General features: G+C 61.6%; 17 protein-coding genes. 12 read left to right on the top strand and 5 right to left on the bottom strand.

Features of this window, described 5'->3' with window-relative positions; genetic code table 11:
• Positions 1-132 precede the first annotated feature (132 nt).
• The 8 genes from ytfQ (at position 133) to RWJ89_RS08455 (ending at position 9923) form a co-directional block, all read left to right on the top strand.
• Positions 133-1095 (top strand): galactofuranose ABC transporter, galactofuranose-binding protein YtfQ, encoded by a 963-nt coding sequence (gene ytfQ, locus RWJ89_RS08490; RefSeq protein ID WP_003539585.1) that lies wholly within the window; start codon positions 133-135, stop codon positions 1093-1095.
• 225 nt (positions 1096-1320) lie between these two features.
• Entirely contained in the window at positions 1321-2844 is a 1524-nt protein-coding gene (gene ytfR / locus RWJ89_RS08485; RefSeq protein ID WP_316030844.1) for a galactofuranose ABC transporter, ATP-binding protein YtfR, read from the top strand.
• Positions 2841-3851: an ABC transporter permease gene (locus RWJ89_RS08480; RefSeq protein ID WP_131666048.1), complete on the top strand. Its 1011-nt coding sequence runs from the start codon at positions 2841-2843 to the stop codon at positions 3849-3851. The genes ytfR and RWJ89_RS08480 overlap by 4 nt, the downstream gene beginning before the upstream one ends.
• Positions 3848-4816, top strand: coding sequence for a galactofuranose ABC transporter, permease protein YjfF (gene yjfF, locus RWJ89_RS08475; protein WP_020049894.1), 969 nt, complete (start codon positions 3848-3850; stop codon positions 4814-4816). Before RWJ89_RS08480 ends, yjfF begins: the two co-directional genes overlap by 4 nt.
• A 16-nt stretch (positions 4817-4832) precedes the next feature.
• Positions 4833-5618 (top strand): FadR/GntR family transcriptional regulator, encoded by a 786-nt coding sequence (locus RWJ89_RS08470; protein WP_131666049.1) that lies wholly within the window; start codon positions 4833-4835, stop codon positions 5616-5618.
• Between the two features lie 164 nt (positions 5619-5782).
• The gene (glmU, locus tag RWJ89_RS08465) at positions 5783-7144 is read left to right on the top strand and encodes a bifunctional UDP-N-acetylglucosamine diphosphorylase/glucosamine-1-phosphate N-acetyltransferase GlmU (protein WP_131666050.1); all 1362 of its coding nucleotides are present in this window, start codon (positions 5783-5785) and stop codon (positions 7142-7144) included.
• 109 nt (positions 7145-7253) lie between these two features.
• On the top strand, positions 7254-9080 hold the full coding sequence (gene glmS / locus RWJ89_RS08460) for a glutamine--fructose-6-phosphate transaminase (isomerizing) (protein ID WP_131666051.1): 1827 nt from the start codon (positions 7254-7256) through the stop codon (positions 9078-9080).
• A 135-nt stretch (positions 9081-9215) separates the two neighbouring features.
• Positions 9216-9923, top strand: coding sequence for a DUF502 domain-containing protein (locus RWJ89_RS08455; protein ID WP_017960424.1), 708 nt, complete (start codon positions 9216-9218; stop codon positions 9921-9923).
• Between the two features lie 81 nt (positions 9924-10004).
• Here RWJ89_RS08455 and recG read toward each other — a convergent pair whose 3' ends face one another.
• Complete coding sequence (recG, locus tag RWJ89_RS08450; RefSeq protein WP_316030843.1) at positions 10005-12110, bottom strand: ATP-dependent DNA helicase RecG; 2106 nt, start codon at positions 12108-12110, stop codon at positions 10005-10007.
• Positions 12111-12202: 92 nt separating this feature from the next.
• Between recG and RWJ89_RS08445 the strand changes: the two genes are divergently transcribed.
• The 3 genes from RWJ89_RS08445 (at position 12203) to RWJ89_RS08435 (ending at position 16537) form a co-directional block, all read left to right on the top strand.
• Entirely contained in the window at positions 12203-12508 is a 306-nt protein-coding gene (locus tag RWJ89_RS08445) for an FAD assembly factor SdhE (RefSeq protein WP_017960426.1), read from the top strand.
• Positions 12505-16005, top strand: coding sequence for a transcription-repair coupling factor (gene mfd, locus RWJ89_RS08440; RefSeq protein WP_168281904.1), 3501 nt, complete (start codon positions 12505-12507; stop codon positions 16003-16005). The genes RWJ89_RS08445 and mfd overlap by 4 nt, the downstream gene beginning before the upstream one ends.
• Positions 16006-16069: 64 nt before the next feature.
• Positions 16070-16537, top strand: coding sequence for an OsmC family protein (locus tag RWJ89_RS08435; protein ID WP_168281906.1), 468 nt, complete (start codon positions 16070-16072; stop codon positions 16535-16537).
• A gap of 60 nt (positions 16538-16597) precedes the next feature.
• Here the strand turns inward: RWJ89_RS08435 and RWJ89_RS08430 are convergent, their stop codons facing one another.
• From RWJ89_RS08430 to RWJ89_RS08420, 3 genes are all read right to left on the bottom strand, one after another.
• Positions 16598-17230, bottom strand: coding sequence for an imm11 family protein (locus RWJ89_RS08430; RefSeq protein ID WP_316030842.1), 633 nt, complete (start codon positions 17228-17230; stop codon positions 16598-16600).
• A gap of 96 nt (positions 17231-17326) precedes the next feature.
• The gene (locus RWJ89_RS08425) at positions 17327-17998 is read right to left on the bottom strand and encodes a DsbA family oxidoreductase (RefSeq protein WP_221945984.1); all 672 of its coding nucleotides are present in this window, start codon (positions 17996-17998) and stop codon (positions 17327-17329) included.
• 64 nt (positions 17999-18062) lie between these two features.
• Positions 18063-19868: an extracellular solute-binding protein gene (locus RWJ89_RS08420; RefSeq protein ID WP_316030841.1), complete on the bottom strand. Its 1806-nt coding sequence runs from the start codon at positions 19866-19868 to the stop codon at positions 18063-18065.
• Positions 19869-20153: 285 nt separating this feature from the next.
• Here RWJ89_RS08420 and RWJ89_RS08415 point away from each other — a divergent pair, with 285 nt between their 5' ends.
• Positions 20154-20816, top strand: coding sequence for an invasion associated locus B family protein (locus RWJ89_RS08415; protein ID WP_168281912.1), 663 nt, complete (start codon positions 20154-20156; stop codon positions 20814-20816).
• A 115-nt stretch (positions 20817-20931) separates the two neighbouring features.
• Here RWJ89_RS08415 and hspQ read toward each other — a convergent pair whose 3' ends face one another.
• Positions 20932-21261, bottom strand: coding sequence for a heat shock protein HspQ (hspQ, locus tag RWJ89_RS08410; protein ID WP_020049907.1), 330 nt, complete (start codon positions 21259-21261; stop codon positions 20932-20934).
• Positions 21262-21373: the final 112 nt, after the last annotated feature.

The raw sequence follows: 21373 nt of genomic DNA, 5'->3' as shown, positions 1-21373 counted from the left end.
CTCGCAGTTGCGAAGAGCGCCCTTCTGGGCGCTCTTTTTTTGCTGCAATGCATCCCAAGATTCCGATTTACAAAAGTAATACTATATGATTTTTTGACCCTGCGCCGCGAGATGCGGCATTGGGAGGAAATCATGAAATTGAAGACTGCACTTTTGAGTGCCACGATTCTGGCTGCCTGCATGTTCGGTTCGGCTTCGGCCGCCGGCCTCACTGTCGGCTTCTCGCAGATCGGCTCGGAATCGGGCTGGCGTGCGGCTGAAACGACCGTGACCAAGGAACAGGCCAAGAAGCGCGGCATCGATCTGAAGTTTGCCGATGCGCAGCAGAAGCAGGAAAACCAGATCAAGGCTCTGCGCTCCTTCATTGCTCAGGGCGTCGATGCCATTCTCATTGCTCCGGTCGTCGAAACCGGCTGGGACGACGTTCTCAAGGAAGCCAAGGAAGCCGAAATCCCGGTCATCCTTCTCGACCGTACCATCAAGGCTCCTGACGATCTCTACCTGACGGCGGTGACGTCGGACCTGGTCCATGAAGGCAAGGTCGCAGGCGACTTCCTGGTCAAGACCGTCGGCGACAAGAAGTGCAATGTCGTCGAGCTTCAGGGCACCACCGGTTCGTCGCCGGCCATCGCCCGCAAGAAGGGCTTCGAAGAGGCTCTTGCCGGCCACGACAACCTCAAGATCGTTCGCAGCCAGACCGGTGACTTCACCCGCACCAAGGGCAAGGAAGTCATGGAAAGCTTCCTGAAGGCCGAGAATGGCGGCAAGGATATCTGCGCTCTCTACGCCCATAACGACGACATGGCCGTCGGCGCCATCCAGGCGATCAAGGAAGCCGGCCTGAAGCCCGGCAAGGATATTCTCGTCGTCTCCATCGACGCCGTTCCGGATATCTTCAAGGCGATGTCCGAAGGCGAGGCCAATGCCACGGTCGAGCTGACGCCGAATATGGCAGGTCCGGCCTTCGATGCGCTCGAAGCCTATCTGAAGGACAAGAAGGCTCCGGCCAAGTGGATCCAGACCGAGTCGAAGCTCTACACGCCTGCCGACGAGCCGATGAAGGTCTACGAAGAGAAGAAGGGTCAGGGCTACTGATCTGATGTGACACCGCTGCATAATTCCTGAAATCGGAATTCGATTTCCGGACAAAATCATGCAGCAATAAAAGCGCTACAGCGTCCTGCGTCTGAAAAGACGAGAGGGCGCTGTAGAACCGCACCGGCCCGTCATGGACCGGTGCGGAACTGCCTTTGCCGCCTTGGGACGTCATGTCCGGCCGCGGCGCGGCGTTTGCCGTCAATATCAGGAAAACAGACCCTTATGATTCACGATTTCGAGAACGTTCTCGCGGCCTCCGGAATATCGAAATTCTTTCCCGGCGCAGTGGCGCTGGATAAGGTCGATTTCACGCTCCGCCGAGGCGAGGTGCACGCATTGCTGGGCGAAAACGGTGCCGGCAAGTCGACGCTGATCAAGTGCATCACCGGCGCCTACCATCGTGACGAGGGCAGCCTGACGCTCGACGGCCAGGAAATCAATCCGGCCAATACGCTCGCCGCCCAGAAGCTCGGCATCGGCACGGTCTACCAGGAGGTCAATCTCCTTTCCAATCTCAGCGTCGCCGAAAATCTCTTTCTCGGGCGCCAGCCAAGGCGCTTCGGCATGACCGACGTCCGCGCAATGAACCGCAAGGCACGTGAGTTGCTCGCCGGCTACGGCGTCGATATCGACGTCACCGCCGAGCTCGGCCGTTTCTCCGTCGCTGTCCAGCAGGTGGTTGCCATCGCCCGTGCCGTCGATCTTTCCGGCAAGGTGCTGATCCTCGATGAGCCCACTGCAAGTCTCGATAATCAGGAAGTGGCGCTGCTCTTCCGCATCATCGAAGACCTCAAGAAGCGCGGCCTTGGCATCGTCTTCATCACCCATTTTCTCGAGCAGGTTTATGCGATTAGCGACCGTATCACCGTGCTGCGCAACGGCAAGCTCGTCGGCACCCGCGATGTCGCCAATCTGCCGCGCCAGGGCCTGATCGCCATGATGCTCGGCCGCGAGCTGGCCCATGTCGAGGAGACGGTCAGGGAACACAACCTTGCGGCGGGTGATGTCCGATACCGGTTTTCAGGCTACGGCAAACGTGGCAAGGTCAAACCGTTCGACCTTGAAGTGCGCGCCGGAGAGGTGGTCGGCGTCGCCGGGCTGCTCGGTTCCGGCCGCACCGAAACCGCCGAACTGCTCTTCGGCATCGAACACGCCGACAGCGGCAGCGCCACGATCGACGGCCAGCCGGCGACGATTTCGAGCCCCCGCGCGGCGATCGCAAAGGGCTTCGGCTTCTGCCCGGAGGACCGCAAGACCGATGGCATCATCGGCGACCTGTCGATCAGGGAGAACATCGCACTGGCGCTGCAGGCCCGCCGCGGCTGGACGCGGCCGCTGTCGCGCGCCGAGCAGAACACGCTTGCCGACCGCTACATCAAGGCGCTCGATATCCGCACCACCGATCGCGAGAAGCCGATCCGGCTACTGTCAGGCGGCAACCAGCAGAAGGCGATCCTCGCCCGCTGGCTGGCGACCAATCCGAAGTTTCTGATCCTCGACGAGCCGACCCGCGGCATCGATGTCGGTGCCCATGCCGAGATCATCCGGCTCATCGAAGAGCTCTGTGCCGGCGGCATGTCGCTGATCGTAATTTCCTCGGAACTTGAAGAGCTTGTCGCCTATAGCTCACGTGTCATCGTACTTCGCGACAGGCAGCATATCGCCGAACTGACAGGCGAGCGTATCACCGCTGCCGGCATCGTCGATGCCATCGCTGCGGCCGAGCACAAGATGGAGGATGCATGAGGTCCTCGCTGAAAGCGCTGGCATATCGCCTGGCGCCGCAATTGATTGCGCTCGTTGTCATTCTTCTGTTGAATTTCATAACGTCACCGCAGTTTTTTAATGTCGTGGTTCAGAATGACCGCCTCTATGGCAGCCTGATCGACGTGCTGAACCGCGGCGCGCCGGTGGCGCTGCTGGCGATCGGCATGACGCTGGTCATCGCCACCAAGGGTATCGATCTGTCCGTCGGTGCGGTCATCGCCATCTGCGGCGCCGTCGCCGCTTCGTCGATTGTGTCAGGAAATTCAGTTGCTTATACTATTATCCTGACGCTGGCGATTGGGCTTGCCTGCGGTGTCTGGAACGGTTTCCTCGTGGCAGTCCTCAATATCCAGCCGATTATCGCGACGCTGGTGCTGATGGTGGCCGGTCGCGGCATCGCCCAGCTCATCACCGAAGGCGCCATCCTGACCTTCAACAATGACGGGCTCACCTTCTTCGGCAGCGGTTCGCTGGCTCTCCTGCCGATGCCTGTCGTCATCTGGCTTCTCGTCGGCCTGCTCGTCATCCTGCTCGTCCGCCGCACGGCGCTCGGCATGCTGATCGAGGCCGTCGGCATCAATCGTCGCGCCAGCACGCTCTCCGGCATTCAAACGCCGGTGCTGCTGATGGCGGTCTACATGCTGAGCGGTCTCTGCGCCTCGATTGCGGGCATCATCGTCGCAGCCGACATCAAGGGCGCCGATGCCAATAATGCCGGCCTATGGCTGGAACTCGACGCCATCCTCGCCGTCGTCGTCGGCGGCAATTCGCTGCTCGGCGGACGCTTCAGCATTCTCGGATCGCTGATCGGTGCGATGATCATCCAGGCGGTGAATACCGGCATCCTGTCCGCCGGCTTCCCGCCTGAATTCAACCTGATCATCAAGGCCGTCATCATTATCGTCATTCTCGTCATCCAGTCGCCGGCGGTACAATCGCTCGCCATCTTCGCCAGCCGCCGGCAGGGCAGGGAGCAGCCGAAATGAACTCGAAATACCTGCCGCTGCTTGCGACCATCGTCATCTTCGTGCTCGCCTATGCAGGATGCGCGCTGCAATATCCGAACATTCTGTCGACGCGCGTCATCGGCAATCTTTTGACCGACAATGCCTTTCTCGGCATCGCTGCCGTCGGCATGACCTTCGTTATCATTTCGGGCGGCATCGATCTGTCGATCGGCTCGGTCATCGCCTTTACCGGCGTCTTCCTCGCGGTGATCCTTGAGAACACCTCGATCCATCCGCTGCTCGCCTTCGCGCTGGTGCTCGTCATCACCACTGCCTTTGGCGGTATCATGGGCGCGATCATCCACTATCTCGAAATGCCGGCCTTCATCGTCACCCTTGCCGGCATGTTCCTGGCGCGCGGCATGGCCTTCGTGCTCTCGATCGACAGCATCCCGATCAACCACGAATATTATTCGACGCTGACGAGCCTCTATTACCGTCTGCCCGGTGGCGGGCGGCTGACGCTGATCGGCGGCATCATGCTTCTGGTCTTTGCCGTCGGCATTTTCATCGCCCAGCGCACCCGCTTCGGCACCAACGTCTATGCGCTCGGCGGCGGCACGCAGACGGCGAGGCTGATGGGCGTGCCGGTCGGCCGCACGACAATCCAGATCTATGCGTTGTCGGGTTTTCTCGCGGGTCTATCCGGGATCGTTTTTTCGCTGTACACCTCTGCCGGATATTCTCTTGCAGCAGTCGGCGTCGAACTCGATGCCATCGCGGCGGTCGTCATTGGGGGGACGCTGCTGACCGGAGGAGCGGGATTCGTGGCAGGAACCTTGATCGGTATCCTGATCCAGGGGCTCATTCAGACCTACATCACCTTCGACGGCACGCTGTCGAGCTGGTGGACCAAGATCCTGATTGGCCTTTTGCTGTTTGCATTCATCCTGATGCAGAAAGCCATCCTGTTCGTTTCCAGTCTGAACAAGAGGTACGCCTGAGGGGGAGACGGATCGCTTGCGCTACAAATTGGACGAGACACGCAAAACGGGGCGTAGAACCCGGACGAGCCACGCTCAGGTGGTCGACGAACTCGGCAAGGCGATCGTCGCCGGCACCTATCCGGTCGGCTCGATCCTGCCAGGCGATACGGAACTGGCGCAACGCTTCAAAGTGTCCCGCACGGTGTTGCGCGAGACGATGAAGACGCTCGCCGCCAAAGGCATGGTCGTCGCCAAGGCGCGGGTCGGTACGCGTGTGACCGAGAAGAACCTCTGGAACATGTTCGACAGCGAGATCATCGCCTGGCACTTCGACAACGGCGTGACGGAAGAGTTTCTGCTGCAGCTCTACGATATCCGTCTCGCCTTCGAACCTTTCGCCGCCGGTCTCGTCGCCGAGCGGGCGAATGCCGAGGAGATCGAGATGCTGCGCGGGCTGGCGCTCGAGATGGCGGCGGCCGGTCATACGGCCGACAGCCTCGCACTCGCCGACCTTCGTTTTCACCTGGCGATCGCCGAAGCCTCGCACAATCCCTTCATGCGGACACTGGGCAGTCTCATCGAAGCAGCCCTCGTCGGCATGTTCCGGATGAGCACGCCGCCAACCGAAAACGGCTTCGCCAATATCGCCGATACCCATATGCGCATCGTCGATGCGATCGTTTCCGGCGATAACGCCGCCGCGCGCCGTGCGATGGAGGACGTCATCCTCGACGGCCGCCATCATGTGCATGAAGCTTTCGAGGCCCGCGGGTCCGAGGCCGTCACAGGGTCGATTTCGGCAGCAATTTCACCCTTGTGAAGGCTTTGCTTGTCTGCAGCGCCGCACGTCTTTTCGAGAGATGCAAAGGACGCTGCAGCACTTTGAATGGCTGCATAATTTATCCTTAAATCGATTCCGATTTAGGGAATTATGCAGTATGAGGCGATAAAGCCGCCTCATGGCGCGGATTCGCGGAGCAAATCATGGAACGCACTTGTCTTGCCGTCATCCTTGCCGCCGGTGACAGCACGCGGATGAAATCCTCGAAATCGAAGGTCCTGCATCCGGTCGCCGGACGGCCGATGATCGCCCATGTGGTCGAGGCGGTCGCCTCCGCCGGCATCTCATCCGTCGCCCTTGTCGTCGGCCGTGATGCCGAGGACGTGGCAAAGGCGGCAAGCATCGCCGGCGTCGACATCGAATCCTGTCTGCAGAAGGAACGCCTCGGCACCGGCCACGCGGTGCTGGCGGCGCGCGAAGCGATCGCCAAGGGTTATGACGATATCCTCGTCACCTATGGCGATGTGCCGCTGCAGACCGACGGACCGCTGAAGGCCGCCCGCCAGGGCCTTGCCGATGGCAGCGATGTCGTCGTCATCGGCTTCCACACCGACCGCCCGACTGGCTACGGCCGCCTGCTCGTCAAGGACGGCGAACTCATCGCCATCCGCGAGGAAAAGGATGCGACCGATGCTGAGCGCACTGTGACCTGGTGCAACAGTGGGCTGATGGCGATCAACGGCAGAAAGGCGCTCGATCTTCTCTCGCGCATCGGCAACGCCAATGCGAAGGGCGAATTCTATCTGACCGATCTCGTCGAAATCGCCCGTTCGCTCGGCGGACGCGTCACCGCGGTCGATGCTCCCGAGATCGAGATGACCGGCTGCAACAACCGGGCCGAACTCGCCGTCATCGAGCGCTTCTGGCAGGAGCGCCGCCGCCACCAGATGATGCTTTCAGGCGTCACCATGATCGCGCCGGAAACGGTTTTTCTCGCCTACGATACCGTCATCGGCCAGGATGCGCTGATCGAGCCGAACGTCGTCTTCGGTCCCGGCGCGGTGATCGACAGCGGCGCCGTCATCCATGCCTTCTCGCATATCGAAGGCGCGCATGTCAGCCAGGGCGCGACCGTCGGCCCCTTTGCGCGGTTGCGTCCGGGTGCGGATCTCGGCACCGGTTCGAAGGTCGGCAATTTCTGCGAGGTCAAGAACGGCCGGCTCGGCGAGGGCGCCAAGGTCAACCACCTGACTTACATCGGCGATGCCGTCATCGGCGCCGGCAGCAATATCGGCGCCGGCACGATCACCTGCAACTATGACGGCGTCAACAAGAGCGAGACGGTGATCGGCGAAAACGCCTTCATCGGTTCCAATTCTTCGCTGGTCGCGCCGGTGACGATTGGCGACGGCGCCTATATCGCCTCCGGCAGCGTCATCACTGCCGACGTGCCGGCCGACGCGCTGGCGCTCGGCCGCGCCCGGCAGGAGATCAAGCCCGGCCGCGCGACGCTGCTGCGTGAGCGTGCGCTCGCCATCAAGGCGGCGAAGAAGGCGAAAGCCTGACCGGCCTTGCGTAACCGGCGGAAATTGAAAGTGACCGCCGAGGTGATTGAGAAATAAGCAGGAATCGTTAGGACTGGCCTCGTTGTCGAAGCCTTTATGGGGATACTATATGTGCGGCATTGTGGGGATCGTCGGAACTGCGCCTGTTGCGGGGCGCCTGGTCGATGCGCTGAAGCGTCTCGAATATCGCGGTTACGATTCCGCCGGTGTCGCCACCATTCATGACGGCGTGATGGATCGCCGCCGCGCCGAGGGCAAGCTGTTCAATCTGGAAAAGCGCCTCGACATCGAACCGCTGCCCGGCACCGTCGGCATCGCCCACACGCGCTGGGCGACCCATGGCGTGCCGAACGAGACCAATGCCCATCCGCATTTCGTCGAAGGCGTCGCCGTCGTCCATAACGGCATCATCGAGAACTTCTCCGAGCTTCGCGACGAGTTGACCGAGGAGGGGTCGGTTTTCGAAACCCAGACCGACACCGAGGTCGTCGCCCATCTGATGGCGAAATACCTGCGCGAAGGCCTGGAGCCGCGCGCCGCCATGCTGAAGATGGTGAACCGGGTAACCGGCGCCTATGCGCTGGCCATCATGCTCAAGGCCGATCCCGGCACGATCATGGCCGCCCGTTCCGGCCCGCCGCTCGCCGTCGGCTACGGCCGCGGCGAGATGTTCCTCGGCTCGGATGCGATCGCGCTATCGCCTTTCACCAACGAGATTACCTACCTCGTCGACGGCGATTGCGCCATCCTCACCCGCGACAGTGTCGCGGTGCTCGATTTCGCCGGCAAGCCGGTCAAGCGCGCCCGGCAGATCTCGCAGGCGACCGCCTATGTCGTCGACAAGGGCAACCACCGCCACTTCATGGAAAAGGAAATCTACGAGCAGCCGGAGGTGATCTCTCATGCGCTCAGCCACTATGTCGATTTCGCCGAGAACACCATCGGCGCCAATGCCGCCGCGATCGACTTCAAGGCGGCGACCGGCCTTGCGATCTCGGCCTGCGGCACGGCCTATCTCGCCGGCCTCGTCGGCAAATACTGGTTCGAGCGTTATGCCCGCCTGCCTGTTGAGATCGACGTTGCCTCCGAGTTCCGCTACCGCGAAATGCCGCTGTCGCCGTCGCAGGCCGCACTCTTCATCTCGCAGTCCGGCGAGACCGCCGATACGCTGGCATGCTTGCGTTATTGCCGCGACAACGGGTTGAAGATCGGCGCCGTCGTCAATGTCCGCGAATCGACGATCGCGCGCGAATCCGATGCCGTCTTCCCGATCATGGCCGGTCCCGAAATCGGCGTCGCCTCGACCAAGGCCTTCACCTGCCAGCTTGCCGTGCTGGCAGCGCTGGCGATCGGCGCCGGCAAGGCGCGCGGCACGGTGAGTGCAGACGAGGAGAGGGCGCTGGTGCGCCATCTCGCCGAAATGCCGCGGATCATGAGCCGGGTGCTGAACCTCATCCAGCCGCAGATGGAAAGCCTGTCGCGCGAACTGTCGAAATGCAAGGACGTGCTCTATCTCGGCCGCGGCACCAGCTTCCCGCTTGCCATGGAAGGCGCACTGAAGCTCAAGGAAATTTCCTATATCCACGCCGAGGGTTACGCCGCCGGCGAGTTGAAGCACGGACCGATCGCGCTGATCGACGAGAACATGCCTGTTATCGTCATCGCGCCCTACGACCGCTTCTTCGAAAAGACTGTCTCGAACATGCAGGAGGTCGCCGCCCGCGGCGGCCGCATCATCTTCATCACCGACGAGGCCGGTGCGGCGGCCTCGAAACTGCCGACCATGGCGACGATTACCCTGCCTGTGGTCGACGAAATCATCGCGCCGATGATCTTCTCGCTGCCGATCCAGTTGCTCGCCTATCACACCGCCGTCTTCATGGGCACCGATGTCGATCAGCCGCGCAACCTGGCGAAATCCGTGACCGTGGAATAAGCCTGCAACGCCGGGAGCGCCGTGCCGAAACATATTGTGCGGCGCCCCGAATTCTGGCAATTTTGGTCTGCGGACAAGGGGGAAGGGCCGGCGTTCCGGCCCGTCCAGGACTGAGATGGAGTTCATCAGGAAACGATGGCCGACAACACCCCCAGAATGCCGGTCGCGACGCGGCTGAGGAATAATTTTCTCGCAGGACTGATCATCTGCGCGCCGATCGCGATTACCATCTGGCTGACCTGGACCTTCATCCATTGGTCGGACAGCTGGGTCCGGCCCTATATTCCGGCGCGCTGGAATCCGGAAAGCTATCTCAATTTCGCCATTCCCGGCTTCGGCCTGCTGATCGCCGTCGTGCTGATCACCGTCGTCGGCTTCCTCGGCAAGAACCTCATCGGCCAGAGCATCGTCCGGTTCGGCGAATCGATCGTTCAGCGCATGCCGCTGGTGCGCACGATCTACAGAAGCGTGAAGCAGATTTTCGAAACCGTGCTGAAGGAACAGGCGAACTCCTTCAAAAAGGTCGGCCTCATCGAATATCCGGGTCCCGGCCTCTGGGCACTGATCTTCATCGCCACCGACGCCAAGGGCGAAATCGCTTCGAAGTTCAATGCCATGGGCCAGGACATGGTCGCCGTCTTCCTGCCGCCGACGCCGGTGCCGACGGCCGGCTTCCTCATCTTCGTGCCGCGCGAAAAAATCGTCATGCTCGATATGTCGCCGGAAGACGCCGCCAAGTTCCTGATTTCAGGCGGGCTTGTGGCGCCCGAACATAAGCCGGCCGATCCCAAGCAGAAGCATTTGCCGCGGCCGAAGCCGGTGGCGGTTTCCAAGGCTGAATGATGCATGTCGCCCAAAAGTGTTCAGCGGTTTTGGGGTAACGACATGCATAGAACAAAGACTTAAAGCGCGCCTCGGCGCGCTTTAACCCGCTCTCAAGAACCGGATCGCCTCGTCGCGGCGGAAAAGATAAAGCAGGGTGCGGATCGCCGTTCCCCTCTCGGTGGTCAGCTCCGGATCGCGCTCGATGAGGTAAGCCGCATCCTTACGGGCGATCTCCAGCAGGTCGGCATGCGCCTCGAGGCTGGCGATGCGGAAACCCGGCGTGCCGGATTGTCGTGTGCCGAGCAATTCGCCTTCGCCGCGCAGCTTCAGGTCCTCCTCGGCGATGCGGAAGCCGTCCTCCGTCTCCCGCATGATCGAGAGCCTGGCATGGCCGGTCTCGCCGAGCGGTCCCTTGTAGAGCAGGATGCAGGTCGAGGCCTCGTGGCCGCGCCCGACGCGGCCGCGCAGCTGATGCAATTGCGCCAGGCCGAAACGTTCGGCATGCTCGATCACCATGATCGTCGCATCCGGCACGTCGACACCGACCTCGACGACGGTCGTGGCGACGAGCAGCCGGGTCTCGCCGTTCTTAAACGCCATCATCGCCGCGTCCTTCTCCGGCCCGCTCATGCGGCCGTGGATCAGGCCGATGCCGGGGCCAAGTGCGGCGACCAGCGTCGCATGCCGTTCCTCGGCCGACATCAGGTCGAGCTCTTCGGACTCCTCGACCAGCGGGCAGATCCAGTAGGCCTTCTTGCCCTCGGCGATCGCGCTTTGCAGCCGCCCGACGATTTCGCCGGTCCGTTCCATCGGCACGGTGATCGTCTGAATCGGCTTGCGGCCGGCCGGTTTTTCGGTGAGCTTGGAGACGTCCATATCGCCGAAGGCGGCAAGCACCAGCGTGCGCGGGATCGGCGTCGCCGTCATGACAAGCATGTGCGGCGAGAGGCCCTTGGCGGTCAACCGCAGGCGCTGATGCACGCCGAAACGGTGCTGCTCGTCGACGACGGCAAGCATCAGATTGGCGTAGGCGACGCTGTCCTGGAACAGCGCATGCGTGCCGATGATGATCTGGGCAGCACCCGAGGCGATGCGCTCCAGGATTTCCTCCCTCTCGCGTCCCTTGGTTCGCCCGGTCAGCACCTCGATGCCGAGACCGGCGGAGGCGGCGAATTTCGCGATCGTCGCGTGGTGCTGCCGCGCCAGGATTTCAGTCGGCGCCATCAGCACGGCCTGGCCGCCGCTCTCGATCACCGCCGCCATCGCCATCAGCGCCACCAGCGTCTTGCCGGAGCCGACATCGCCCTGCAGCAGCCGCAGCATGCGCTCGTTGCCGGCCATATCCTTCAAAACCTCGGCGATCGCCTCGTTCTGGCTGGCGGTAAGCGAAAAGGGCAAGCTCTTCAGGATCTTGCTGCTGATGGCGCCGGTGGCATGCACCGGCTGGCCCGCCACCTTGCGCAGCCTCTGCCGCACCAGGCTCAGCGATAGCTGGCCGGCGAGGAATTCGTCATAGGCAAGCCGCCGCCGGGCAGGGGCCTGCGGGTCGATATCGGTGGGATCGCGCGGCTCGTGCAGCATGTGGAAACTGTCGCGGATCGACGGCAGTCCCTGTTTCTCAGTCAAGGCCAGGTCGATCCATTCCGGCAGCTCGGGAAAACGCGGCAGGCCGGCGTCGATGATCTTGCGCAGCGTCTTCGGCGAGAGCCCCGCCGTCAGCGGATAGATCGGCTCGACCAGCGGCAGGCTCTCCGCCTCGTCGGCCCTGACGATATAGTCGGGATGCGCCATCGAGGCGCGGCCGTTGAACCAGTCGATCTTGCCGCTGACCGTCACCTCCGCGTCAACAGGCAGCTGCTTTTCCAGCCATGCCGCCTGTCCGCGAAAGAAGACCAGCGTCAGCTCGCCGGTCTCGTCATGCAGGAAGACGCGGTAGGGGATATTGCTTTTGCCGCGCGGCGGCACCTGGTGCCGGTCGACGCGCGCCGTGATCGTCACGATCGCACCCTGCGGCGCCCGGGCGATGCCCGGCTGGTTGCGCCGGTCGATCAGCGAGAAGGGCGCGTGGAAGAGCAGGTCGATCACCCGGCAATCCTCCAGCGTCTCGCGGCCGAGCAGCTTGACGAGCAGCTCGGCGATCTTCGGGCCGACGCCCGGAAGGCCGGAAATGGGGGAAAACAGAGGATCGAGAATGGCGGGGCGCATGAGGCCAAAATGCGATGAACAATGCGGCCTTGGCAAGGCTGACAAGCCGCTTTCCAGGGTCTATAGAGGCGCATCAACAGGAAGGTAATGCCATGACAGGTGTCACGCTCACGAGTGCCGGTCTCGACCCGCGCCGCCGCAGAATCCTTTTCCGCTGCTGGCATCGCGGCATCCGCGAGATGGATCTGGTCTTCGGCCAGTTCGCCGAAGCCGAGGTCGCGACTCTGTCGGAAGCCGAACTCGATGAGTTCGAGACGATCATGGCGGAAGAGGACAATGATCTCGTCCGCTGGATCATGGGAACATGGCCGGTGCCTGAGCGTTTCCAGACACCGATGTTTGCCCGCATCGCCGCCTACAAGCCCGATTTTGACAAGCCCCTCAGGACGCCGGAATGATCCCTGGTTTCGATGCGAAGAAGCTTGCGGCCATTGCCGAGCCGCTGACGATCGGCAATGTGCCGGCAGGTCTTGAAACGGTGCTGCTCGCCGAGCTCGCCCGAACGGGAGAGCCGGTCGCCTATGTCATGTCCGACGGCCACCGAATGGCCGATCTCGAACAGATGCTGAGCTTTGTCGCCCCCGACATTCCGGTTCTCACCCTGCCGGCCTGGGACTGTCTGCCCTATGACCGTGTCTCGCCGAGTGCCGACACTTCGGCTCGCCGGCTTGCCGCACTCGGCGGCCTCATCGCCCATCGCAAGAAGCCGCATGCGGCAATCGTGCTCGTCACCGCCAATGCCATGCTGCAGAAGGTGGCGCCGCAGGATGTCATAGAAAGCCTGAGCTTTTCGGCCCGCCCCGGCAATCAGCTGCGCATGGACGATCTCGCCGGACGCCTGGAGCGCAACGGCTTCGAGCGGGTCGCGACCGTTCGCGAGGTCGGCGAATATGCCGTGCGCGGCGGCATTCTCGACGTCTTCGTGCCGGGTTCCGAAGAGCCGGTCCGCCTCGATTTCTTCGGCGACACGCTGGAGAGCATCCGCTCCTTCGATCCGGCCAGCCAGCGCACGATCGGGCAGGTGCGTTCCCTCGATCTCAATCCGATGAGCGAGGTGACGCTGACGCCCGATACGATCAGCCGTTTCCGCAAGAATTACCTCTCCGCTTTCGGCGCGACCACACGCGACGACGCGCTCTATCTCGCCGTCTCCGAAGGCCGCCGTTACCCCGGCATGGAGCACTGGCTGCCGCTTTTCTACGAGAAGCTCGATACCGTCTTCGATTATCTCAGCGGCTTCCGTATCGTCATCGACCATACGGTACGTGAAGCAGCCGAAGAGCGCTCCAAGCTCGTTTTCGACTATTACGACGCCCGCCTGAACTCCGGCCAGCCGGCCAAGGGGATGACGCAGGGCACGCCCTACAAGCCGGTGACGCCGGGCCAGCTCTATCTCGACAGCAAGCTTTTCGTCAAAACCCTCGACGCTCTCGGCGCGATCCGCATCAGCCCCTTCAACGAGCATGAGGGCGAGGCAAGGCGGGTCGTCAATGTCGACGCTCGCCAGGGCCAGCGCTGGGCTCGCTCGAACGCCGAAGGCGGCGGCGATGCCGAACGCATTAACATCTTCGACGTCGTCGTCAAGCATATTGCCGACCGGCGCGCTGCCGGCGCGAAAGTGCTCGTCACCGCCTGGACCGAAGGCTCGCTGGAGCGCCTGCTGCAGGTGTTGAACGAACATGGCCTGGAAAAGGTCAAGCCGATCGAGGCGCTGAAGGATGTCGGCTCGCTGGCGAGAGGTGAGGCTGCTGCTGCCGTACTCAGTCTCGAAGCCGGCTTCGAGGCCGGCGACCTCGTCGTCATCGGCGAGCAGGACATCCTCGGCGACCGCATGGTGCGCCGCTCCAAGCGCCGCAAGCGCGCCGCCGATTTCATCTCGGAAGTCGCGGGCCTCGATGAGGGCTCGATCGTCGTCCACGCCGAACATGGTATCGGGCGCTTTATAGGGCTGAGGACCATTGAGGCGGCAGGCGCGCCGCATGCCTGCCTCGAACTGCAATATGCCGACGAGGCCAAGCTCTTCCTGCCGGTCGAAAACATCGATCTTCTCTCGCGTTACGGCGGCGAGGGCACCGAGGCGCAGCTCGACAAGCTCGGCGGCGGCGCCTGGCAGATGCGCAAGGCCAAGCTCAAGAAGCGCCTGCTCGATATGGCCGATGCGCTGATCCGCATCGCTGCCGAGCGCCTGACGCGCCATGCGCCGATGCTGACGACGCCGGAAGGCCTTTACGACGAATTCGCAGCTCGCTTCCCCTATGACGAGACCGAAGATCAGGATAACGCCATCGAGGCGGTGCGCTCGGATCTCGCCGCCGGCCGGCCGATGGACCGTCTGGTCTGCGGCGACGTCGGCTTCGGCAAGACCGAAGTGGCGCTGCGCGCCGCCTTCGTCGCCGCGATGAACGGTGCCCAGGTCGCCATCGTCGTGCCGACGACACTGCTTTCCCGCCAGCATTTCAAGACCTTCTCCGACCGTTTCCGCGGTCTGCCGGTGCGCATCCAGCAGGCCTCGCGCCTCGTCGGCGCCAAGGAGCTGGCGCTGACCAAGAAGGAAGTGGCGGAAGGCAAGACCGATATCGTCGTCGGCACCCATGCGCTGCTCGGCGCCGGTATCAAATTCGCCAATCTCGGCCTGCTCGTCATCGACGAGGAACAGCATTTCGGCGTCAAGCACAAGGAGCGGCTGAAGGAGCTGAAGAGCGACGTGCACGTGCTGACGCTGTCGGCAACGCCGATCCCGCGCACGCTGCAGCTTGCCATGACCGGCGTGCGCGAACTGTCGCTGATCACCACGCCGCCGGTCGACCGCATGGCGGTACGCACCTTCATCTCGCCCTTCGATAGCCTGGTCATCCGCGAGACGCTGATGCGCGAGCACTATCGCGGCGGCCAGAGCTTCTATGTCTGCCCGCGGCTTGCCGATCTCGAGGACGTGCATGCCTTCTTGCAGTCGGATGTGCCGGAGCTGAAGGTCGCGGTCGCCCATGGCCAGATGCCGGCCGGCGAACTCGAAGACATCATGAACGCCTTCTATGAAGGCCGCTACGACGTGCTTCTCTCGACCACCATCGTCGAATCCGGCCTCGACGTGCCCACCGCCAATACGCTGATCGTCCACCGTGCCGATATGTTCGGTCTCGCCCAGCTCTATCAGCTGCGTGGTCGCGTCGGCCGCTCGAAGGTGCGTGCTTTCGCGCTCTTCACCCTGCCGGTCAACAAGGTGCTGACGGCCACCGCCGAACGTCGCCTCAAGGTGCTACAGTCGCTGGATACGCTTGGCGCCGGTTTCCAGCTGGCAAGCCACGACCTCGATATCCGCGGCGCCGGCAACCTGCTCGGCGAGGAGCAGTCCGGCCATATCAAGGAGGTCGGCTTCGAGCTTTACCAGCAGATGCTGGAAGAGGCGGTCGCCGAGGTCAAGGGTCTCGACGAGGTCCACGACACCGGCTGGTCGCCGCAGATCTCGGTCGGCACGACGGTGATGATCCCGGAAGGCTACGTGCCCGATTTGCACCTGCGCATGGCGCTCTACCGCCGTCTCGGCGAAATCACCGAGCTCAAGGAGATCGATGGCTTCGGCGCCGAGATGATCGACCGCTTCGGCCCGATGCCGATCGAAGTCCAGCACCTGCTGAAGATCGTCTACATCAAGTCGCTCTGCCGCACCGCCAATGTCGAAAAGCTCGATGCCGGCCCGAAGGGCGTCGTCGTGCAGTTCCGCAACAAGGAATTCCCCAATCCGGCCAACCTCGTCGGTTATATCGGCAAGCAGGGCACGATGGCGAAGATCCGCCCCGATCACAGCCTGTTCCTGACCCGAGACCTGCCGACGCCGGAAAAACGCCTGCAGGGCGCCGCCGTCATCATGACGCAGCTGGCCGAATTCGCGAAATAGAGCAATTCCAGCAAAAGTGTGCCGCGGTTTTGCGTCCGGAATTGCGTGGAAAAAGGAGATGGAGATGGGAACATACGGCGCAACAATCGCCTGGCAGCGCAACGGCGAGACCTTCACCGACAACCGCTACAGCCGCGCCCACCGCTGGACCTTCGACGGCGGCATCGAGGTGAGGGCGTCCTCTTCCGCGCATGTCGTTCCGCTGCCCTACTCAGCCGAGGATGCCGTTGATCCGGAAGAGGCTTTCGTCGCCTCGCTCTCCAGCTGCCACATGCTCTGGTTCCTGTCGATCGCCGCCAAACAGCGCTTTTGCGTCGACAGCTACACCGATGCCGCCGAGGGCATCATGGAAAAGAATGCCGAAGGCCGCCTTGCCATGACCGTCGTAACGCTCCGTCCGCATGTCGTCTTCAGCGGCGAAAAGCAGCCCTCGTCAAGCGAACTCGAAGCCCTGCATCATCGCGCCCACGACGAATGCTTCATCGCCAATTCGGTGAAGACCGAGGTGCGCTGCGTTCCGGTTCCGGGCTAGATTCCTGCAGCTTCGCTCTACAACGAAGTTGGAATGCGCTGCTCATCGAAACGTATCTTACTATTTCGGTAAAAAGCCAACTTGTTGGAAAGAAGTACCTTTAATACCCCTGTCTTTGCATATGTCCTTGAACGATTGATCGCAAAAAATTGCCACCGCATACTCAACCAAGCGGAAGAGCTGCGCGCCCTTGAGGACAGCAGGCAGAAAACACCAGTCAGCTCCGCCCGATATCATATAGCCGCCCCATTGAGTGACGCGAATTAAGGGGGAATTCTCGACATCCACTGCCTTGCGGTATGAATCGACAACGCTGCACAGCCAGATTTTCGGTCCGGGTTTTCCGTTCGAAAACTCGGTCTCGCAAATCAAGTATTCACATGACTTTGGAGCGAACTCCTCAAGCAAGCTCTTCATTTTGTCGGAAATGAAAAGGAAATACTCTACCGCATAAATGTCTTGCACTTTCCGCTTTGAATCAAAGATCAGCTTTGGCGTTTCGGCATAGTCCGGTATTCGCCACGGGCCGCGAGGCAAATCGAGCATGCTATCCGGCCACGGGCTCTCACGAAAATGGAGGCCGATGCCTTCACCATCGGGCTGTAGCCTATCCCAGTTTGCGAACTCCCAGCCGTGAGTCCCTTGTGAATGAAGCATATAAATTCCTTTAGGTTTCGCTCTGGCGCCACTCATGCTTCGTTCCAAGTCATGCTTGAAAATATAAACGGTATAGTTGGCTCACGCGGACGGCTTTGCCGCTGCTGTTCGATCTCGATTCGCATAGTAGCCTCAGTTGAGCCCCGACCGCGCCTCGGCCTTCGCCTTGGCGATATCGCGCAACGCGTTCGCTAGCACATCGGGTGTCTGTGCACCGCTGACGGCATATTGCTGGTCGAAGATGAAGAACGGCACGCCGTTGACGCCCATCTCCTGGGCCGCCTTGATCTCGGCGACGATCAGATCGCGATCGGCATCGGAGGCGAGTAGCGAGGCGATGACCGAGCGGTCGAGGCCTGATTTTTCGGCGATATCGAGCAGCACAGCATGGTCGCCGACATTGCGGCCATCCTCGAAATTCGCCCTGAACAGCGCGGCAACGACCTTGTCCTGCTTCTCGCGTCCTTCGATCATCGCCCAGTGGATCAGCCGATGCGCATCGAGCGTGTTCGGGCCGATCTTGATCGCCTCGAAATTAAAGGCGATGCCGACCTCGCGGCCATAATCGGTGAGCATCTTGTGCGCCTGCGCCACGCGCTCCTCGCCGCCGAGCTTCTCCGCCAGCGCCTTCTTCTGGTCGACGCCTTCCTTGGGGTAGTCGGGATTGAGCCGGTACGGCCGCCAGTTGATGTCGACGCCGATTTGGTCCTGCACCTCGGCGATGGCGAGTTCCAGCCGCGCCTTGCCGAGATAGCACCAGGGGCAGACGACATCCGAGACGACGTCGATGGTGATGCGCTCCATCATGATTTTCCTTATTCTGTGCGTCTCCAGGGAGACATTTAAGCCGGGGCGGTTCGGCTGCTTCTTATTGGGCGCTCGTATCCCACCATAGCGGCAGCTGATAGCCATAGAGCGGCACCGTGTCGGGATGGCCGATGCGTTTGCTGCGCGCCACCCATTGCTGACCCATATGATAGAGCGGCAGCACGTAATGGCTGGACAGCAGCAGCCGGTCGTAGGAGCGCACCGCCGCGGTGAAATCCTCGGCCGTGCGCGCCCGGAGCAGGTGATCGATCAACGCATCTAGATCGGGGTCGGCAGCGCCCGCGAAGCTGTCGCTGCCCTCGCGGGTCTTCGCGGCCGAAGACCAGCGGCCGAGCTGTTCGTTTCCGGGCGACAGCGAGGACGTGTAGGACTTCATGATCATGTCGTAGTCGAAGCTGTTCGTCCGGCTCTGATACTGCGAATCGTCGACGGTGCGGATCGAAGCGGCGATGCCGATCGTCTGCAGCGAACGCTGATAGGCGAGGGCGAGCTTCTCCTGGTCGGCATTCTGCGTCATGATCTCGAAGGCGAGCTGGCGGCCGGAGGCGTCGTTCATCTTCCCGCCCTGGATCGTATAGCCGCCCTGTTTCAACTGCTCGACGGCCTGTTTCAGCACATTGCGGTCGCGGCCGGAACCGTCGGTGACCGGCAGCTTGTAGGTGCCGTCGAGAATCTCCGGCGCGATCTTGTCCTTGATCGGCCCGAGCAGGGCAAGCTCGGCCGCGTTGGCGGGAACGCCGAAACTCGACAGCTCGGAATTCTGCCAGAAGCTCTGCGTGCGTTTATAGGCGCCGGAATAAAGGTTCTTGTTCGCCCATTCGAAGTCGAACACCAGCGACAGACCTTCGCGCACCTTGGGATCGGCGAAGATCGGCCGGCGCGTGTTGAACACGAATCCGAGCATGCCGCTCGGCAGTTTCGGTGTGAACACGTCCTTGACCACAACCCCCGAGGTGACGGCGGGGAAATTATAGGCATTGGCCCAATGACCGGGATTGCCGTCGGGATAGATGTCGACATCGCCCTTCTTGAAGGCCTCGAACAGCGTTGTGTCCTGCAGGAAATACTGGACGGTGATCTGGTCGTAATTGTCGGTGCCGACCTTGGCGGGAATGTCCTTGCCCCAGTGATTCGGATCGCGCTCATAGGTGATGCTCTCGCCGGGCTTCACCGTCTTCACCTTGTAGGGACCGGAGCCGACCGGCGCCGTCAGCGAAGAACGGTCGAAGGTTGCCGGATCGATCGCATGTCTCGGCAGCACCGGGAACAGGCCGAAGATCAGCGGCGTCTCGCGGTCGGCCTTGTCGTTGAAGGTGAAGCGCACGCTGTGCTCGCCGACCTTCTCCATCTTGGCGACGACGTTGAGGCGGTTGGCAAAGGGCACGCGGCCCTTGTCGCGCATCAGCTCGAATGTGAACATCACATCCTCGGGCGTCACCGGCTGGCCATCGGCCCATTTCGCCTTCGGATTGAGGTTGAACTGGATGAAGCTCCGGTCGTCGTCCCATTCCACCGTCTCGGCCAGCAGGCCGTAGAGCGTGAAGGGCTCGTCCCTGGAGCGCTGCATCAGCGATTCGTAGACGAGATTGCCATAATCAGGATCCCACATGCCGCGCGCCGTCGTGCGCATGCTCTTGAGGATGAACGGGTTGAGGTTGTCGAAGGTGCCTACCACGCCATAGGTGATCTTGCCGCCCTTTTTCACGTCGGGATTGACGTAAGGGAAGTGTTTGTAGTCGGCCGGCAAGGCCGGCTCGCCGTGCATCGCGATGCCGTGCAGCGGCTCGGCAGCGACAGTGCCGCACAGCAGCAGCGAGAGGACGAGGGGGACGACGATCCGGAGCATTCGGCAATCCTTGAGCCGTGAAAAACGGGGCATGATTCACGCCAAGATTATCATGGGGTCGACCGATTCCAACACGGATCGGCGATTTCTTTGGCCTCGCGACGAAATGCACCTCAAATTGCCAAAGAAATGCTGGATATCTTGAACGCTGCGATGTAACAGGTGAACCCGAAGTTTAGGGGTCATGCATTTGCCTTATTTTTTTAAGAGGTGGAGTGCCGAACGACCCGATGGTTGGGGCGGCAAACCGCTGCCCCGAACGGATATCAGGAGACGGAATTCGTTATGATGTTCAAGACTGAAAAGAAAATGCGGGCAGCACTGTCCGTTCTGGCAGTGGTGTTCGGCGCTTCGGCTCCGGTCTCCTCCTTCGCACAGGATGCGGCGGCACAGGCTCCGGCCGATGCCCCGGCACAGGCAGCAGGGGCGCCGAAGCTCGGCTGGTACAAGACCTGCAGCAAGCAGGAAGACAACGACATCTGTGTTGTCCAGAACCTGATCCTCGCCAATGGCGGCCAGCTCGTCACGGCCGTCGGCCTGATCTCGGTTTCCGGCAAGATCAACCGCAAGCTCCTGCAGGTCTCTGTTCCCACGGCACGCCTCGTTCCTCCCGGCGTCATCATGCAGATCGACGGCGGCAAGGGCCAGAAGCTCGATTACGCCGTCTGCCTGCCGGACAAGTGCACCGCCGAAATTCCGCTGACCGACGCGATGATCGCCAGCCTCAAGAAGGGCAGCGACGTGATCTTCACTTCGATCAACTTCCGCCGCGCCCCGAACCCGATCAAGATTTCGCTTGAAGGCTTCACCGGTGCTTACGACGGCGAACCGGTTTCCGAATCCAAGCTCGCCGAAAGCCAGCGCAGCCTCCAGGAAGGCATGCAGAAGAAGGCCGAAGAAGCCCGCAAGAAGTTGGAAGACGCCCAGAAGGCAGCCAAGGCGCAGTAATCCTGCCACTTTCTTTGAAACAGAAACCCCGGCTTCGCGCCGGGTTTTTTGTTTCGCAAAGAAAAGGCCTCGCCGGGAGAAGCGAGGCCTTGATTCAACGATCGGCACGAGTGGGTTAGTGGGCGAAGCTCATCTTGGGTTTGAACTGCCCTGACGGGGCCTGATCGAAAATCTGGTAGATCTGCGGGTTGCGAAGCGGCGTACCGCTTTCGTCGTTCGTCAGGTTTTGCTCGGAGACGTAAGCGACATATTCGCTTTCGTCATTCTCGGCGAGCAGGTGATAGAAGGGCTGGTCCCTGCTCGGACGGACCTCGGCGGGAATGGAATTCCACCATTCCTCCGTATTCGCGAACTCCGGATCAACGTCGAAGATGACGCCGCGAAACGGAAAAACCTTGTGCCGAACCACTTCGCCGATACTGAACTTTGCTACTCTTTCTTTCATGGTACGACTTCCTTTCATCACCAAATTTGGTGATTGGTGCCGCGCAAATCAAGATTTGTGCGCGAGTTCGTCACATGAACGTCATATCCTCCTTCTGCATAACTCCTTAAAT

Origin of the sequence: Rhizobium sp. 10PS4, from assembly GCF_032464805.1 — a bacterium.
Lineage (GTDB): Bacteria > Pseudomonadota > Alphaproteobacteria > Rhizobiales > Rhizobiaceae > Rhizobium > Rhizobium laguerreae.
This window is presented reverse-complemented; position numbering and strand designations above follow the sequence as displayed.

Bases quoted from the DNA above. Each gene is read 5' to 3' on its own strand.
- ytfQ (WP_003539585.1), top strand. From the start codon at position 133: ATGAAATTGAAGACTGCACTTTTGAGTGCCACGATTCTGGCTGCCTGC.
- ytfR (WP_316030844.1), top strand. From the start codon at position 1,321: ATGATTCACGATTTCGAGAACGTTCTCGCGGCCTCCGGAATATCGAAA.
- RWJ89_RS08480 (WP_131666048.1), top strand. From the start codon at position 2,841: ATGAGGTCCTCGCTGAAAGCGCTGGCATATCGCCTGGCGCCGCAATTG.
- yjfF (WP_020049894.1), top strand. From the start codon at position 3,848: ATGAACTCGAAATACCTGCCGCTGCTTGCGACCATCGTCATCTTCGTG.
- glmU (WP_131666050.1), top strand. From the start codon at position 5,783: ATGGAACGCACTTGTCTTGCCGTCATCCTTGCCGCCGGTGACAGCACG.
- glmS (WP_131666051.1), top strand. From the start codon at position 7,254: ATGTGCGGCATTGTGGGGATCGTCGGAACTGCGCCTGTTGCGGGGCGC.
- RWJ89_RS08455 (WP_017960424.1), top strand. From the start codon at position 9,216: ATGGCCGACAACACCCCCAGAATGCCGGTCGCGACGCGGCTGAGGAAT.
- recG (WP_316030843.1), bottom strand. From the start codon at position 12,110: ATGCGCCCCGCCATTCTCGATCCTCTGTTTTCCCCCATTTCCGGCCTT.
- RWJ89_RS08445 (WP_017960426.1), top strand. From the start codon at position 12,203: ATGACAGGTGTCACGCTCACGAGTGCCGGTCTCGACCCGCGCCGCCGC.
- mfd (WP_168281904.1), top strand. From the start codon at position 12,505: ATGATCCCTGGTTTCGATGCGAAGAAGCTTGCGGCCATTGCCGAGCCG.
- RWJ89_RS08435 (WP_168281906.1), top strand. From the start codon at position 16,070: ATGGGAACATACGGCGCAACAATCGCCTGGCAGCGCAACGGCGAGACC.
- RWJ89_RS08430 (WP_316030842.1), bottom strand. From the start codon at position 17,230: ATGAGTGGCGCCAGAGCGAAACCTAAAGGAATTTATATGCTTCATTCA.
- RWJ89_RS08425 (WP_221945984.1), bottom strand. From the start codon at position 17,998: ATGGAGCGCATCACCATCGACGTCGTCTCGGATGTCGTCTGCCCCTGG.
- RWJ89_RS08420 (WP_316030841.1), bottom strand. From the start codon at position 19,868: ATGCTCCGGATCGTCGTCCCCCTCGTCCTCTCGCTGCTGCTGTGCGGC.
- RWJ89_RS08415 (WP_168281912.1), top strand. From the start codon at position 20,154: ATGATGTTCAAGACTGAAAAGAAAATGCGGGCAGCACTGTCCGTTCTG.
- hspQ (WP_020049907.1), bottom strand. From the start codon at position 21,261: ATGAAAGAAAGAGTAGCAAAGTTCAGTATCGGCGAAGTGGTTCGGCAC.